Annotated in this window: 12 protein-coding genes and 1 riboswitch; all 12 genes read left to right on the forward strand. The window is 64.1% G+C overall.

What is annotated here, in order from left to right; all coding sequences use genetic code 11:
* The 12 genes from clpB (at position 1) to AC3CBN_RS09130 (ending at position 14,888) form a co-directional block, all read left to right on the forward strand.
* Positions 1-2,583 (forward strand): ATP-dependent chaperone ClpB, encoded by a 2,583-nt coding sequence (gene clpB, locus AC3CBN_RS09075; RefSeq protein WP_488636476.1) that lies wholly within the window; start codon positions 1-3, stop codon positions 2,581-2,583.
* A 1,188-nt stretch (positions 2,584-3,771) separates the two neighbouring features.
* A riboswitch (cobalamin riboswitch) is annotated at positions 3,772-4,009 on the forward strand.
* A 114-nt stretch (positions 4,010-4,123) separates the two neighbouring features.
* Entirely contained in the window at positions 4,124-5,971 is a 1,848-nt protein-coding gene (gene btuB, locus AC3CBN_RS09080) for a TonB-dependent vitamin B12 receptor (protein ID WP_488636477.1), read from the forward strand.
* A gap of 58 nt (positions 5,972-6,029) precedes the next feature.
* Entirely contained in the window at positions 6,030-6,611 is a 582-nt protein-coding gene (locus AC3CBN_RS09085; protein ID WP_488636478.1) for a hypothetical protein, read from the forward strand.
* A gap of 2 nt (positions 6,612-6,613) precedes the next feature.
* Positions 6,614-7,246 carry a cob(I)yrinic acid a,c-diamide adenosyltransferase gene (cobO, locus tag AC3CBN_RS09090; protein WP_488636479.1) on the forward strand — a complete coding sequence of 211 codons (633 nt, stop codon included), beginning with the start codon at positions 6,614-6,616 and terminating at the stop codon, positions 7,244-7,246.
* 96 nt (positions 7,247-7,342) lie between these two features.
* Complete coding sequence (locus AC3CBN_RS09095; RefSeq protein ID WP_488636480.1) at positions 7,343-8,641, forward strand: cobyrinic acid a,c-diamide synthase CobB; 1,299 nt, start codon at positions 7,343-7,345, stop codon at positions 8,639-8,641.
* 14 nt (positions 8,642-8,655) lie between these two features.
* A complete protein-coding gene (gene cbiB / locus AC3CBN_RS09100) occupies positions 8,656-9,567 on the forward strand; it encodes an adenosylcobinamide-phosphate synthase CbiB (RefSeq protein ID WP_488636695.1) in 912 nt (303 codons plus the stop codon).
* Positions 9,560-10,558 (forward strand): threonine-phosphate decarboxylase CobD, encoded by a 999-nt coding sequence (gene cobD / locus AC3CBN_RS09105; RefSeq protein WP_488636481.1) that lies wholly within the window; start codon positions 9,560-9,562, stop codon positions 10,556-10,558. The genes cbiB and cobD overlap by 8 nt, the downstream gene beginning before the upstream one ends.
* The gene (locus tag AC3CBN_RS09110; RefSeq protein ID WP_488636482.1) at positions 10,555-12,039 is read left to right on the forward strand and encodes a cobyric acid synthase; all 1,485 of its coding nucleotides are present in this window, start codon (positions 10,555-10,557) and stop codon (positions 12,037-12,039) included. Before cobD ends, AC3CBN_RS09110 begins: the two co-directional genes overlap by 4 nt.
* The gene (gene cobU / locus AC3CBN_RS09115; protein ID WP_488636483.1) at positions 12,027-12,548 is read left to right on the forward strand and encodes a bifunctional adenosylcobinamide kinase/adenosylcobinamide-phosphate guanylyltransferase; all 522 of its coding nucleotides are present in this window, start codon (positions 12,027-12,029) and stop codon (positions 12,546-12,548) included. The genes AC3CBN_RS09110 and cobU overlap by 13 nt, the downstream gene beginning before the upstream one ends.
* Positions 12,545-13,591: a nicotinate-nucleotide--dimethylbenzimidazole phosphoribosyltransferase gene (gene cobT, locus AC3CBN_RS09120; protein ID WP_488636484.1), complete on the forward strand. Its 1,047-nt coding sequence runs from the start codon at positions 12,545-12,547 to the stop codon at positions 13,589-13,591. The genes cobU and cobT overlap by 4 nt, the downstream gene beginning before the upstream one ends.
* On the forward strand, positions 13,588-14,166 hold the full coding sequence (locus tag AC3CBN_RS09125; RefSeq protein ID WP_488636485.1) for a histidine phosphatase family protein: 579 nt from the start codon (positions 13,588-13,590) through the stop codon (positions 14,164-14,166). The genes cobT and AC3CBN_RS09125 overlap by 4 nt, the downstream gene beginning before the upstream one ends.
* Entirely contained in the window at positions 14,166-14,888 is a 723-nt protein-coding gene (locus AC3CBN_RS09130) for an adenosylcobinamide-GDP ribazoletransferase (protein ID WP_488636486.1), read from the forward strand. Before AC3CBN_RS09125 ends, AC3CBN_RS09130 begins: the two co-directional genes overlap by 1 nt.
* Positions 14,889-14,951 lie beyond the last annotated feature (63 nt).

Below are 14,951 nucleotides of genomic sequence, written 5' to 3' on the forward strand. Positions count from 1 at the left end.
ATGCGAATGGACAAACTTACGTCGCGCTTCCAGCAGGCGCTGGCCGATGCGCAATCGATGGCGGTCGGACGTGACAACAACATGCTTGAACCGGTGCACGTCATGGCCGCGCTGCTCGACCAGCAAGGCGGCTCGACCGCGCCGCTGCTCACGCAGGCGCAGGTCAACGTGCCGGCATTGCGCCAGCGCGTGAACGAACAGATCGAACGACTGCCGCGCGTCAGCGGCCAGGAAGGCAATGTGCACGTCGGCAACGAACTGACGCGCCTGCTCAATCTCACCGACAAGCTCGCGCAACAGCGCGGCGACCAGTTCATTGCCAGCGAGCTGTTCGTGCTTGCCGCACTGGAAGACAAGGGCGAGCTGGGTGCGTCGCTCAAGACTGCCGGTGCAACCAAGGCCAACATCGAAGCCGCCATCGACAAGTTGCGCGGCGGCGAAAAGGTGCAGAGCGAAAACGCCGAGGAGCAGCGCCAGGCGCTGGAGAAATACTGCATTGATCTCACGGCGCGCGCGGAGAGCGGCAAGCTCGATCCGGTGATCGGTCGTGACGAAGAAATCCGCCGCACCATCCAGGTGCTGCAACGTCGCACCAAGAACAATCCCGTGCTGATCGGCGAGCCGGGTGTCGGCAAGACCGCCATCGTCGAAGGGCTGGCGCAGCGCATCGTCAAGGGCGAAGTACCTGAAGGCTTGCGTGACCGTCGCGTGCTTGCGCTGGACATGGGTGCGTTGATCGCCGGTGCCAAGTTCCGCGGCGAGTTCGAGGAGCGCCTCAAGGCGGTGCTCAACGATCTGTCCAAGCAGGAAGGCCGTGTCATTCTCTTCATCGACGAATTGCACACCATGGTCGGCGCCGGCAAGGCCGACGGCGCCATGGACGCTGGCAACATGCTCAAACCCGCGCTGGCGCGTGGCGAGCTGCATTGCATCGGCGCCACCACGCTGGACGAGTACCGCAAGTACATCGAGCAGGACGCCGCGCTGGAACGTCGCTTCCAGAAGATCTTTGTGGGTGAGCCCAGCGTGGAGGACACCATCGCGATCCTGCGCGGCCTCAAGGAGCGCTACGCGGTGCATCACGGCGTGGAAATCACCGATCCGGCCATCGTCGCCGCGGCCACGCTATCCAATCGATACATCCCCGATCGCCAGCTGCCCGACAAGGCCATCGACCTGATGGACGAGGCGGCCTCGCGCATCCGCATGGAAATCGATTCCAAGCCAGAAGAACTCGATCGCCTGGAGCGTCGCCTGATTCAGCTGAAGATTCAGCGCGAGATGCTGAAGAAGGAAACTGACGAAGCATCGAAGAAGCGTCTGGCCGATCTCGAAGCGGACATCGAAAAACTTGAGCGCGAGTTCTCCGACCTCAACGAGATATGGAAGTCCGAAAAGGCTGCACTGCAGGGCGCCACCAAGGTTAAGGAGCAGATCGAGGCTGCGCGCCTTGAACTCGAGGCGGCACAGCGCCGGCAGGACTACGCCAAGATGAGCGAGATCCAGTACGGCAAGCTGCCGGAACTGGAAAAGCAGCTCGCCGCCGCGCAAGCCGCCGAAAAGCAGGATTTCAAGCTGGTGCAGGATCGCGTCACCGAAGAGGAAATCGCCGAGGTGGTGTCGCGCTGGACCGGTATTCCGGTCAGCAAGATGCTGGAAGGCGAGCGCGAGAAATTGCTGCACATGGAGGATGCGCTGCACAAGCGCGTGGTGGGCCAGGACGAAGCGGTGCGTGCGGTGTCCGATGCGATCCGCCGCGCGCGTGCTGGCCTGTCCGATCCGAATCGTCCCTATGGCTCGTTCCTGTTCCTCGGCCCCACGGGCGTGGGCAAGACCGAACTGTGCAAGGCGCTGGCGGAGTTCATGTTCGACACGCAGGACGCGATGGTGCGCATCGACATGAGCGAGTTCATGGAGAAACACTCCGTGAGCCGCTTGATCGGCGCGCCTCCGGGCTATGTCGGCTATGAAGAGGGTGGTTATCTCACCGAGGCAGTGCGTCGCCGTCCGTACAGCGTGATCCTGTTGGACGAAGTGGAGAAGGCGCATCCGGATGTGTTCAACATTCTGCTGCAGGTGCTCGACGACGGACGCCTCACCGATGGACAAGGTCGCACGGTGGACTTCCGCAACACTGTCATCGTGATGACCTCCAACCTCGGCTCGCAGATGATCCAGGAGCACGCTGGCGACAGCGAGGCCGATTACATGCAGATGAAGGCTTCGGTGCTAGGTGTGGTGCAGGCGCACTTCCGTCCGGAGTTCATCAACCGCCTCGACGAGCTGGTGGTGTTCCGTCCGCTTGGGAAGGGGCAGATTCGTGCCATCGCGAAGATCCAGCTGGCGTATCTGGAGAAGCGTCTGGCCGAGCGCCGGCTTAAGCTGGAGATTGGCGACAAGGCGCTGGATCTGCTTGGCAACGTGGGCTTCGACCCGGTGTATGGTGCGCGGCCGCTCAAGCGTGCGATCCAGCAGCAGTTGGAGAATCCGCTGGCGAAGGAGATTCTCGAAGGCCGCTTCTCGCCCGGCGACATTGTTGTGGTGGATGCGGTGCAGGGGCATCTGACTTTCCGCAAGGAGTGATGTCCGCGCGGTGAAGATGGGCGGGGCGCCCGTTCTGCGGTGGCAGGGCGGGCGCTTTTGTTTTATGGGGAGTACGTTGTAGGGACGCACCCTGAGCGCGACCGATCTCGCCTCAGCCTTCCCTATCCGTCATCCCTGCGAAAGCAGGGATCCAGTGACTTTTGTTTTTGTATTAATGCTTCCGCCAGCGTGCCGCCTACGCGGCGGGCGTTTCGACTGCCTGCCGGCAGCCGAGTCACTTTTCTTTTGCTGGCCCAAAAGAAAAGTAACCCAAAGAAAATGGCCTGAAGAGCTCATAGCGGTGTGTTGGATACAAACATGGCGGTTGGTGCAAGTCAGAAAAGTGACGTGCTACCTCATGGACTGCCGCTACACCGCAACGCGCCGTGGCGCTGAGGGGACGCAGCATGGCGAGGCATACAAGCCCAAGGATCGACGCGAGCCGGACAAGTGACGTGCTACCTCACGGATAGCGGCTATCCCGCGGGACGGCGATGTACTGAGGACTTAAAGCAACGCTGCTTCGCGCCTAACTCCCTCTCCCCTGCGGGCGACCCGAAGGTAGTCCCTGTGGGAGAGAGGGCTGGGGTGAGGGGCCAATCTTGCGATAAAGCTGAAAGGCACAATCCCGTCCCGCGAGCACCTACGATGTTTCCGCCACATGACAGCCGACCCGCCGCCCCACGCGTTAAGCCTTTAATACCCCGCCGCCCCGCGATATAGCCGCAGTCCTTAGGCAGCGCACGACGCCGCTAGTTGGCACCAGTCTGCAACGCTTGTATGCCTCGCTACGCTGCGTGCCCTCAGCGCCACGGCGCGTTGCGGTGTAGCCGCTATCAGCGAGGTAGCACGCAGCTCATCGAACTGGAGCCAATCTCCATCGCTTGTATCCATCGAAATGCTGCCAGCTCGTCAGGCCATTTTCTTTGGGTTACTTTTCTTTTGGGCCAGCAAAAGAAAAGTGACTCGAGCGCCGGCAGGCGATTGAAACGCCCGCTGCGCAGGCGGCACGCTGGCGACAACATTCAGCACTGAGGCAGGACCCGGTCGCGCACAGGGTGCGCTCCGACATGTGAGCACCAAGCCCTCCAGGACGAAAGCGCAAGTCCCTGCGCAAACCACCGTCCATTGAACAGCAACTCGCCACGACCAGCCACCAAGCCCCAACGACTTCAGCCGTCCGTCTGCTACCATCCCCCTGCCTGAGGTGACCGCCGGCAATGATGTTGGTGGTTGAAACGGGAATCCGGTGCGGCGCACATGCACCTATTCCGGAGCTGCCCCCGCAACGGTAGGCGAGCGCGATCCATTACGGATCGACGGAACGACACACAGCCACTGTGCCAAGTGCATGGGAAGGCGTCGATCCGGAAGACATACGTCTTCGCCCGCGAGCCCGGAGACCGGCCTCGAGGTACGACCAGACTGGCGGTGGGCCGAGTCATGGATGTCGTGCCTCCCGCATGGCCGCCAAGTCTCCTTCCGCCTGTCCTTTATCCCATGCAATCCGCGCGGGCAGGCGCGGCTGAGGAGCATTGCTTTGGCCATCCGTTATTCCCTTATCCGCCGTTCCATTCTGGCAACGGCGCTGTTGACCCTTCTTACTCCTGCGTTCGCCGACAGCGCGACCGATCTCAATGGTGTCGTGGTGACCGCCACCCGCACCGAACAGACTCAGGACCAGACACTTTCAGCCGTGACGGTGATCGATCGCGCCGACATCGATCGTCTGCAACCGGCGTCACTCGCGGACCTGCTGCGAGGCACGCCGGGCATGGCGTTGGCCAACAATGGCGGCCCGGGCAAATCCACCAGCGCATTCCTGCGTGGCACCGAAGCCGATCACGTACTGGTACTTGTCGACGGCATCAAGGTCGGCTCCGCCACGCTCGGCACGGCGGCACTGCAGGATATTCCGGTTGATCAGATCGAGCGTATCGAGATCGTGCGTGGGCCGTTTTCCAGCCTGTACGGTTCGGAGGCGATTGGTGGCGTGATCCAGATTTTTACCCGGCGCCCGCAAGGTGCGTTCGTGCCTTCCTTCAGCGTGGGCGTGGGCAGTTACAGCCATCTCAACGGTTCTGCCGGACTGGCAGGGCAGAGCGGCAACGGCTGGTATGCGCTGGAGGCGTCGCACGAGCAGACGCACGGCATCAACTCCTGTCGTGTTGGCGCTGCCGAAGCAGGTGCTGCGTGTTTCGCCGATCAACCGGACAAGGATGGTTACCGCAACAACGCGCTTACCCTGCAGGGCGGCTATCGCTTTGACGAGCAGTGGGATGCGGACGCGCGCCTGTTTCGCAGCGAGGGTCACAACTGGTACGACGGCAGCTACACCGACTCCGACGAAAGCGCGACCCAGGTCGTCGGTGGTCGCGTGCACTATCGTCCCAGCAAAAATCTCACGTTCACGTTGAGCCTTGGCACCAGTGGTGATTTCAGCAAGGACTATCTGCACGGTGTGTATGTCGATCGGTTCGACACGCACCGCGATATCGGGTCGCTGCAAGCGGATACCGGCTTGGCTGGCGGATTGCTCACGACCGGCTTCGACTGGCAGCGTGATGATGTGGACAGCACGACGGATTATGCCGTCGACAGTCGCATCAATCGCGGCCTGTTCGCGCAGTGGCAGCAATCCTTCGGACGCCAGTCACTGCAGGCGAGCGTGCGCCGCGACGACAACAGCCAGTTCGGTGGCAAGAACACCGGCAGCCTGCTGTGGGGTTGGGAGTTCACCCGGACGCTGCGCCTTACTGCCAGCTACGGCACAGCATTCAAGGCGCCCACCTTCAACGAGTTGTACTACCCGTACTACGGCAGCCCGGACCTGAAGCCGGAGAAGTCGCAGAACATCGAGCTTGGCCTGCGAGGCAGCTATGTCTGGGGCTACTGGTCGCTCAATGCGTTCCGCAACAAGGTGGAGGATCTCATCACCTACGACGCCGAGACACAGGCGCCGGGCAATGTGGAGGACGCGCGTATCCGCGGTGCCGAAGCAGTGGTCAGCGGCCATGTGGCTGGATGGCTGGCAACCGGCACCGCCACCTGGCTGGACCCGCGCGACAAGTCGGCTGGCTACGACGGCAACCTGCTGCCGCGTCGAGCGCGACAGATGGCGCGGGTGGATCTGGACCGCAACGTCGGTGACTTCAGCGTGGGCGGCAGCTGGTACGTATCGGGCCGTCGCTATGACGATCTCGCTAATACCCATCCGCTGGGTGGCTACGCCATCACCGATCTGCGTGTGGCCTATGCGTTGACGCGCGACCTCAAGGTGCAGCTGGCGCTCAACAACGCATTCGGCAAGGACTATGAGACCGCTTGGTACTACAACCAGCCGGGCCGCAATTACATGCTGACCTTGCGCTACCAGCCGGCGCAGTAACCGTATGGCGGGGCCGGTGAGTCCGGCCCCGCACTTTCCACTGACCAGGAGTGATGACATGAAAGTGTTTGCCGGTTCCCGCTTTGCCGTGCTGGTGTTGCTGCTGGTACTGCTCATGGCTTCCACGCGGTTCAAGCATTTCGGCGACATGATGCATTTGCCGGATGCGTCGATGGCCGTGTTCTTTCTCGGCGGTCTCTATCTGCGCAGGCACGGCATGCTTGTGCTGATGGTGCTGCTGGCTGTCGCGTTGGATTGGGCATCGATCCGCTATGCCGGCGTCAGCGATTTCTGCATAACGGCAGCTTACGCATTCCTGCCTCTGGCCTATGCCGTGCTGTGGTACGCAGGTCGCTGGTATGCACCGCGCATCGACAACAACGCGCGTACTTTGCTGGGGGCGTTCGGAGTGGCACTGGTGGCTGCATCGCTCTCTTTTGCCATTTCCAACGGCTCGTTCTACTGGCTGGGTGGCCGTTACGCACAACCGCACATGGCTGAATATGTGGCCCGTCTGTGGCAATGGGGTCCGTTGTTCGTGCGCACCACCTTGGCTTACGTGGCCGCGGCGCTGGTGGTGCACGCGGTGTGCGTGCGGGTGGCCACCATGTCCGTCGCCGCCCGTCACAAAGAGGCATGAACATGAGCAATGAAACCGAACAGCCGGCACCTGCCGCGAGCGCCGAAGAGCGTCACCGCGAACGTATGCAGCGCAAGAAGGATCTGGTGGACCGCAAGATCGCCCGCGCGACCATCGAGCGTGGTGTGCTGGTGGTCAATACCGGCAACGGCAAGGGCAAGAGCTCGTCCGGCTTCGGCATGCTGGCGCGCTCGCTGGGGCACGGTTTCCGCTGCGGCGTGGTGCAGTTCATCAAGGGCAGCTTTTCCACCGGCGAGGAAGCGTTTTTCCGGCGCTTTCCCGACGAACTGGATTACCACGTGATGGGCGAGGGCTATACCTGGGAAACGCAGGACAAGGCGCGCGACATCGAGGCCGCCGAAGCCGCGTGGCAGGTGGCCGCGGCGATGCTTGCCGATGCCCGTTACGACTTCGTGTTGCTCGATGAGCTCAATATCGCGTTGGTGAAGGGTTATATCGATGTGGCTCGCGTGTGTGATGCATTGAGTGCGCGCCCGCCGCAGCAGCACGTCGTGGTCACCGGGCGCGGCGCGCCCGACGCATTGGTGGATCTGGCCGATACGGTGACCGAGATGCGTCTGGTCAAGCATGCGTTCCAGGCGGGCATCAAGGCGCAGAAGGGCATCGAGCTTTAGCGATGCGCAAGGACGCCGGGATGGCAGTCGAATCGAACGCCACCCACTTCGTGTGCGGTGAAAAATTGACGGCAACGAGGAAGAACAGGATCACCGATGACTGAGTGCACCCGCCATTGCCCCGCCTTGCTGGTTTCCGCGCCTGCCTCCGGGCAGGGCAAGACCTCGGTAACCGCAGCACTGGCGCGCTGGCACACACGCGCCGGCAAGCGCGTGCGGGTGTTCAAGACCGGGCCCGACTTTCTCGATCCGATGGTGCTGGAGCGGGCCAGCGGCGCACCGGTGTATCAGCTCGATCTTTGGATGAATGGCGAGGACGACATCCGTGCGCGCTTGTACGAGGCGGCGGGCGAAGCGGACCTGATCCTGGTCGAAGGCGTGATGGGGTTATTCGACGGTGGCCTGTCCAGCGCCGATCTCGCCCAGCGCTTCGGCCTGCCGATACTGGCGGTGATCGACGGCTCGGCGATGGCGCAGACCTTCGGCGCGGTGGCGCTGGGACTGGCGCGCTATCGAGATGGCTTGCGCGTCTATGGTGTCGCGGCCAATCGCGTGGGTGGCGCCTATCACGCACAACTGCTGGCAGGCAGCCTGCCGCTTGAGTTGCGCTGGCTGGGTGCGCTGCCGCGCGATGCCGCATTGGCCTTGCCTGAGCGTCACCTGGGATTGGTGGCTGCCGGCGAGCTGCAAGACATCGACGCGCGGCTCGATGCGCTGGCTCAGGCCTGGGCCACTCATGCCACGGCGGACCTGCCGCCACCGATCGCATTTCCCGAAGCACTTGCTGCACCGGTAGCGCCACGTCTGCGCGGTTGCCGCATCGCCATCGCTCGCGATGCGGCGTTCTGCTTCCTGTATCCGGCCAACCTCAACGTGTTGCGCGAAGCGGGGGCGGAGCTTCGCTTCTTCTCACCGCTGGCCGGCGATGCACTGCCCGACTGCGATGCCGTGTGGCTGCCGGGTGGCTATCCGGAACTGCATCTGCCCGCGCTGTCACACAACGACGCATTGCGCCTGGCATTGCATGCACACGTCGACGCTGGCCGGCCGCTGCTCGCCGAGTGTGGCGGCATGCTCTACGCACTGGATACGCTGGCCAGTCGCGATGGTGACAGCTTTGCGATGACGGGCCTGCTGCCAGGCAGCGCCGCCATGCAGTCGCGCCTGGGCGGTCTTGGCTTGCAATCGATCACCTTGCCTGAAGGTGAGCTGCGTGGGCATACGTTCCACTACGCGCACGCCGAGATTGCGCTGCCGCCGCTGGCCATGGCAGTCAACCCGGACGGCGGCCCAAGCCGCGAAGGCGTGTATCGTCGCCAGCGCATGACGGCAAGTTTCATGCACGCGTACTTTCCGTCCGATCCATACGCGGCCACGGGACTATTCCTGCCGTGAGCGGCGCGCTTGTCATGGTCGCCGCGGTGCTGCTCGACGCCTGGTTGGGTGAGCCGCGGCGGTATCACCCCCTGGTCATGTTCGGACGTCTGGCCGTCCGGATCGAATCGCGTGTGCATGCCAATCGGCGGATGGCAGGAGTATTCGCCTGGTGTCTCGTCGTACTGCCGCTGGTGGCCATGACCTGGCTGGTCGTCGTGGCGCTCCGTGCGACGGCTAGCTGGCTTTCGTTTGTATTCGACGTGGCAGTGCTGTACCTCGCTATCGGATTGCGCAGCCTTGGCGACCACGCGATGCCCGTAGCGCGAGCTTTGGCAGACGGCGATCTGGACCGCGCCCGTGACGCGGTCGGGCGCATGGTCAGTCGCGATACGGGCTCGCTGAACGAACAGCAGGTAGCCGCCGCGGCTACCGAGTCGGTGCTGGAGAACGGCAATGATGCCGTATTCGGTGCGCTGTTCTGGTTCGCTGTACTGGGTGCACCGGGCGCGGTGCTCTATCGGCTAGCCAATACGCTCGATGCCATGTGGGGCTATCGCACGGCGCGCTACGAACAGTTCGGTTGGGCGGCGGCCCGCATCGATGACGTGCTCAACTTCGTGCCCGCGCGGTTGACGGCGATCAGCTATGTGCTGTTGGGCAATGCGTCACGCGCGTGGCGCTGCTGGCGTACCCAGGCGCCCGAGTGGGAAAGCCCCAACGCGGGTCCGGTGATGGCTGCCGGTGCTGGTGCACTTGGCATCAGCCTGGGCGGTGCTGCGCCTTATGACGGCGTATGGGAGCCGCGCCCGATGCTGGGCGAAGGCGAGCCGCCCGATGCGAACGCGATCAGACGCGCTTTGCGGCTGGTACAGAGAAGTGTGGTGGCGTGGCTGGCGGTGGCGTTGCTGTTTTACGGGCTATGGTCGGGAGGCTTCCATGCTTGAACACGGCGGCCGTCTGCTGCACGCCGCACGCAGCTTCGGCATCGCGCCTGCGGATTGGCTGGACCTGTCTACCGGCATCAGTCCGTTCGCGTGGCTGGCGCCGTCCATTCCCGCATCGGCCTGGACGCGTCTGCCGGAAGACGACGATGGCCTGGTAGAGGCCGCGTGCGCGTATTACGGTGCGCCGCGTCTGCTGCCGGTGGCTGGCTCACAGGCAGCCATTCAGGCCTTGCCGGCATTGCGGCCGGCATCGCGGGTTGGCGTGATTGCGCCGGGCTACAACGAGCATGCCCATGCATGGCGTCGTGCCGGTCATGTGGTGGACAGTCTGCCGGCATCCACATTGCTGGCACAGACCGGGCGTTTCGATGTGGTGGTGCTGATCCATCCGAACAATCCGGGCGGCGAGCGATTCAGTCGTGGCGCGCTGATGGATTGCCATCAGCAACTGGTTGCGCGCGGCGGTTGGCTTGTCGTGGACGAGGCTTTCATGGATGCGACGCCTGCCGACAGCCTGTGTGCGGAATCCTGGCGCGAAGGGCTGGTGGTATTGCGTTCCTCGGGCAAGTTCTTCGGACTGGCTGGTGCACGTGCGGGTTTTGTCGGCGCCAGTGAAACGCTGCTCGACGCCTTGCGCGAGCGACTGGGGCCATGGACGTTGAGTGGGCCAAGCCGTCATGTGCTCAAGCTGGCCCTGGCTGACCATGCCTGGCATGTTGTGGCGCGCGAACGCCTGCAAGTGTGCAGCCTTCGCTTGTCCTCGCTGTTGGCGGAACACGGAATGACGCCCACGGGCGGTTGTGCATTCTTCCAGTGGTGGCGAGACGATCGTGCCGACGATGTTCATCGCGTGATGGCGGCGCAAGGCATCCTCACTCGCCTGTTCCATGAGCCTCGCAGCCTGCGCTTCGGTTTGCCCGGAGATGAGCTTGCCTTCCATCGGCTCGGCCAGGCATTGCGCGGCCTTGGCCTGAAGGGGTGTTCACCATGAGTGCCGGTGTACTGATGGTACAAGGCTGCACTTCCGACGCAGGCAAGAGCACGCTCGTCGCGGGCCTGTGTCGCTGGCTTCATCGGCGTGGTGTCGCCGTGGCGCCGTTCAAGCCGCAGAACATGGCACTCAACTCGGCGGTGACCGTTGACGGTGGCGAGATCGGTCGCGCGCAGGCAGTGCAGGCCCAGGCGGCCGGCGTGCCGCCACATACCGATTTCAACCCGGTGCTGCTCAAGCCCAACAGCGACACCGGTGCGCAAGTGATCGTGCACGGACACGCCATCGGCAACATGGATGCGCGCCTCTATCACGACTACAAGCGCATCGCGATGGATGCAGTACTCGCATCGCATGGCCGCCTGGTGGCGCAGTACGAGGCGTTGATCGTTGAGGGTGCTGGCAGTCCCGCTGAGATCAATCTGCGCGATCGCGACATCGCCAACATGGGCTACGCCGAAGCGGTGGACTGTCCCGTGGTGTTGATCGCCGATATCGATCGAGGTGGCGTGTTCGCGCATCTGGTTGGCACGCTGGCCCTGCTTTCCGATAGCGAAAGCGCACGCGTGGCGGGTTTCGTCATCAACCGCTTCCGTGGCGACATCTCGCTGCTGCAACCGGGCCTCGAATGGCTGGAGCGCGAAACCGGCAAGCCAGTGCTTGGCGTACTGCCTTATCTCCATGGGCTTCAACTTGAGGCAGAAGATGCGTTGCCGCGTGACATGCCGCGCAAAGCGGATGCCCGCCTGCGGGTGGCGGTGCCCGCGTTGCCACGCATCAGCAATCACACCGACTTTGATGCCTTGCGCTCGCATCCCGACGTGGAGCTTCGTTTTGTGGGACCCGGCGAGCCAGCTCCCGCTTGCGACCTGATCGTGCTTCCGGGCTCCAAGTCGACGCGCGCGGATCTGGCGTGGCTGCGGGCGCATGGCTGGGTCGAGTCCATCACGCGGCATCTACGCTACGGCGGCAAACTTATAGGCATCTGCGGTGGCTTTCAGATGCTGGGGCGGTTCGTGCATGATCCGCAGGGCATCGAGAGTGAGCCGGGCTCGAGCGAAGGACTGGGTTGGTTGGAGATGGAGACCACGCTGGAGGGACGCAAGCAATTGCGTCGCGTGGAGGGGAAACTGGTCCTGGGAGATGTGCGCGTGAGCGGCTACGAGATCCACTGCGGCGTCAGTCGTGGTGATGCACTAGCGCAACCGTTGAGCGTGCTCGATGGCGGCAGGCTTGATGGAGCGCTGTCGCCGGACGGGCAGGTGCTGGGCAGCTATATGCACGGTTTGTTCGACGAACCGCAGGCGTTGGGCGCGTTGCTGGCCTGGGCCGGTTTGCGCGAAGCGGCACCGCTCGACATGCGCGAGCTGCGCGAAGCCAGCATCGAACGCCTGGCCGACGCGGTGGAGGCACACCTGGATACCTCGTCATTGCTGCGCCTGCTTCAAAGCAGGCATGGAGCATCCGCATGCGCACCCTGATTCTCGGTGGCGCCCGTTCGGGCAAGAGCGCACTGGCCGAACGGCTGGCCGTGGAGTCGGGACACGAGGTGACCTACATCGCCACGGCGCAGGCGCATGACGCCGAGATGGCGGCGCGTATCGCTCATCATCGCGCGCGCCGTCCCCCGCACTGGCAAAGCGTGGAAGAGCCATTGGCATTGGCCGCGGCGCTGCAGGCGCATGCGCGTCCCGGGCGTTGTGTGCTGGTCGATTGCCTCACGCTCTGGCTGAGCAATCTGCTTGGCGCTGAAGACCCGATGCGCTTCGCGCAGGAACGCGACGCACTGCTTGAAGTTTTGCCATCGCTGACCGGCCAGGTGCTGCTGGTCAGCAATGAAGTTGGCCTTGGCGTGGTGCCGCTGGGCGAGTTGACGCGCCGCTTCGTCGACGAAGCCGGCCGGTTGCACCAGGCACTCGCCAGCCAGTGTGAACGGGTGTTGTTCGTTGCGGCAGGGCTGCCGCTGACTCTCAAAGGAAGTCTTGCATGAGCCATGACTGGCTAGTTGAACCATGTTTCGCCATCGATGAGGAGTGCAAGCAACGCGCCCGCGAGCATCAGGCGCAATTGACCAAGCCACCGGGTTCGCTGGGTGCGCTTGAAACGCTGGCGGTTCGCCTGGCGGGACTGCAACACACGACGCTGCCTTCGGTGCAACAGGTGTGGATCAGTGTGTTCGCCGGCGACCATGGCGTGGCGGCGGAAGGTGTGTCGGCGTTTCCGCAAGTCGTCACCGGAGAGATGGTGCGCAATTTCGCGCACGGTGGTGCCGCCATCAGCGTGCTCGCGCGCGCCTTGGGCGCCATGCTGGAAGTGGTGAACCTGGGCACGGTAAATGACCCGGGCGAACTGCCCAACGTGCGGCGCGCGATCATCGCGCCGCAGACGAACAATTTCTGCGAACAGGCGGCGATGAGTGCCGCGCAGCTGGAGCTGGCATTGCGCGCCGGTGCCGATAGCGCAGCCGCGGCACATGCGGCCGGCGCGCAGCTGTTCATCGGTGGCGAAATGGGCATCGCCAACACCACGGCGGCAGCCGCACTGGCTTGCGCATTGCTGGGCGAATCGCCGGTGGCGTTGGCGGGTGCAGGCACGGGACTGGACGCGGCGGGCATCGAACACAAGGCGGCGGTGATCGAGCGCGCGCTGGCCTTGTATCCGTCGGACGATGACCCGCTGGCGTGGCTGGGCCGCGTGGGCGGTTTCGAGATTGCTGCGTTGAGCGGCGCGTACATCGCGGCGGCGCAACGCGGGATTCCGGTGCTTGTCGATGGCTTCATCACCACCGCAGCGGCGCTGGCCGCGGTGCGTATCAATCCGGGCTGCCGCGAGTGGATGTTCTTCGCGCACCGCTCGCGCGAACGCGGGCACACACGTTTGCTGGCCGCGCTGGTAGCCGACCCGCTGCTTGACCTGGGCCTGCGCCTGGGCGAAGGCAGCGGCGCCGCAACTGCCGTGCCGCTGATGCGCCTGGCCTGTGAACTGCACTCGCGCATGGCCACTTTCGCTCAGGCGGGGGTGAGTGGCGCATGACTGGAAAACACATCGGCATCGACCTGCTCCGTCACGGCGACACCGGTCAGCGAAGCTATCGCGGACAACTGGACGACAGCCTCACCGCGCTGGGCTGGACGCAGTTGCGCGCAGCGATTTTCGGACGCGGCTGGGACGCCATCGTGACTTCGCCGCTTCTACGTTGCGCGGATTTCGCGCATGACCTGGCCGCCGCACGGCGCGTGCCGTTGCGAGTGGACCCACGGTTGGCCGAGTACCACTTTGGCGACTGGCAGGGCGTACCCGTCGAAACACTTGCAAAGGAACAGGGCGATGCGCTGGCACGCTTCTGGGCAGACCCGGTGGCTTGTCCGCCACCCGGTGCGGAAACGTTCAAGGCGTTCCGGGACCGGTTGTGCGCCGCGATGGACGAAGTTGCCATCGGAGCCGAATCGCAACGTGTGCTGGTGGTGACTCATGGCGGCGCCATCAGGCTGTTGCGATGCGAAGCGGAAGGTCGCGATTTCGGCGACATGGCGAACATCGACGTGCCGCATGCCTCGCTGCACTCGTTGACCTGGGCGACACCCACCGCAGGAAAGGTCAGCGCGTAATGCGGGGCCTGCTCACTGCCATCGGATTCCTCACCCGGTTGCCGCTGCCGACGAGGGCGTTCGATGGCGATAGCCGGCCGTCGTCCTCGCTGGCGTGGTATCCGGCGGTCGGGTTGCTGATCGGCGGATTGTTGTGGGGGTTGGCGTGGTTGCTGGCAGGGGCATCCCCCATGCTGACTGCTTCGCTGTTGCTGGTTGCCTGGGTGGCGGTGACGGGTGGCCTGCATCTGGACGGCCTCGCCGACAGCGCGGACGCCTGGGTCGGCGGGCTGGGCGACCGCGAGCGCACGCTGGCTATCATGAAAGACCCGCGCAGCGGCCCGATGGGTGTGACCGCGGTGGTGCTGGTGTTGCTGGTGAAGTTCGCCGCGCTGGCCAGCCTGCCGCATCCTTCCGTGGCCCTGTGGCTGGCGCCCCTGCTGGCGCGCGCCGTCTTGACGGCAGCTTTTACGGTGACTCCCTACGTGCGTAGCGGGGGATTGGGCAGTGCGCTGGTGAGCGCGTCGCGGCCCGCCTGCGTCGCCAGTCTGGTGTTTGCGGTGGTCCTCGGCCTGTGTGCCGGCTGGCCTGGTTTGCGTGCGCTGTTGGTGACGCTGGTTGTGTTCGCTGCCTGGCGACTGGCATGCATGCGCCGTCTGGGCGGCATGACCGGCGACACATGCGGCGCGCTGACCGAACTGGTCGAAGCCGCGGTACTGGTTGCCCTGGCCCTGGATGCCTGATCTCCCGGAAGAACCGTTTGGACGTCCAAATGCGATGACATGGGAAGCTGTCCATCGGTGCAC

The organism is Dyella sp. OK584 (assembly GCF_057787755.1).

Excerpts from the sequence above, each read along its gene's own strand:
- clpB (WP_488636476.1), top strand. The coding sequence starts at position 1 with ATGCGAATGGACAAACTTACGTCGCGCTTCCAGCAGGCGCTGGCCGAT.
- AC3CBN_RS09085 (WP_488636478.1), top strand. The coding sequence starts at position 6,030 with ATGAAAGTGTTTGCCGGTTCCCGCTTTGCCGTGCTGGTGTTGCTGCTG.
- cobO (WP_488636479.1), top strand. The coding sequence starts at position 6,614 with ATGAGCAATGAAACCGAACAGCCGGCACCTGCCGCGAGCGCCGAAGAG.
- AC3CBN_RS09095 (WP_488636480.1), top strand. The coding sequence starts at position 7,343 with ATGACTGAGTGCACCCGCCATTGCCCCGCCTTGCTGGTTTCCGCGCCT.
- cbiB (WP_488636695.1), top strand. The coding sequence starts at position 8,656 with ATGGTCGCCGCGGTGCTGCTCGACGCCTGGTTGGGTGAGCCGCGGCGG.
- cobD (WP_488636481.1), top strand. The coding sequence starts at position 9,560 with ATGCTTGAACACGGCGGCCGTCTGCTGCACGCCGCACGCAGCTTCGGC.
- AC3CBN_RS09110 (WP_488636482.1), top strand. The coding sequence starts at position 10,555 with ATGAGTGCCGGTGTACTGATGGTACAAGGCTGCACTTCCGACGCAGGC.
- cobU (WP_488636483.1), top strand. The coding sequence starts at position 12,027 with ATGCGCACCCTGATTCTCGGTGGCGCCCGTTCGGGCAAGAGCGCACTG.
- cobT (WP_488636484.1), top strand. The coding sequence starts at position 12,545 with ATGAGCCATGACTGGCTAGTTGAACCATGTTTCGCCATCGATGAGGAG.
- AC3CBN_RS09125 (WP_488636485.1), top strand. The coding sequence starts at position 13,588 with ATGACTGGAAAACACATCGGCATCGACCTGCTCCGTCACGGCGACACC.
- AC3CBN_RS09130 (WP_488636486.1), top strand. The coding sequence starts at position 14,166 with ATGCGGGGCCTGCTCACTGCCATCGGATTCCTCACCCGGTTGCCGCTG.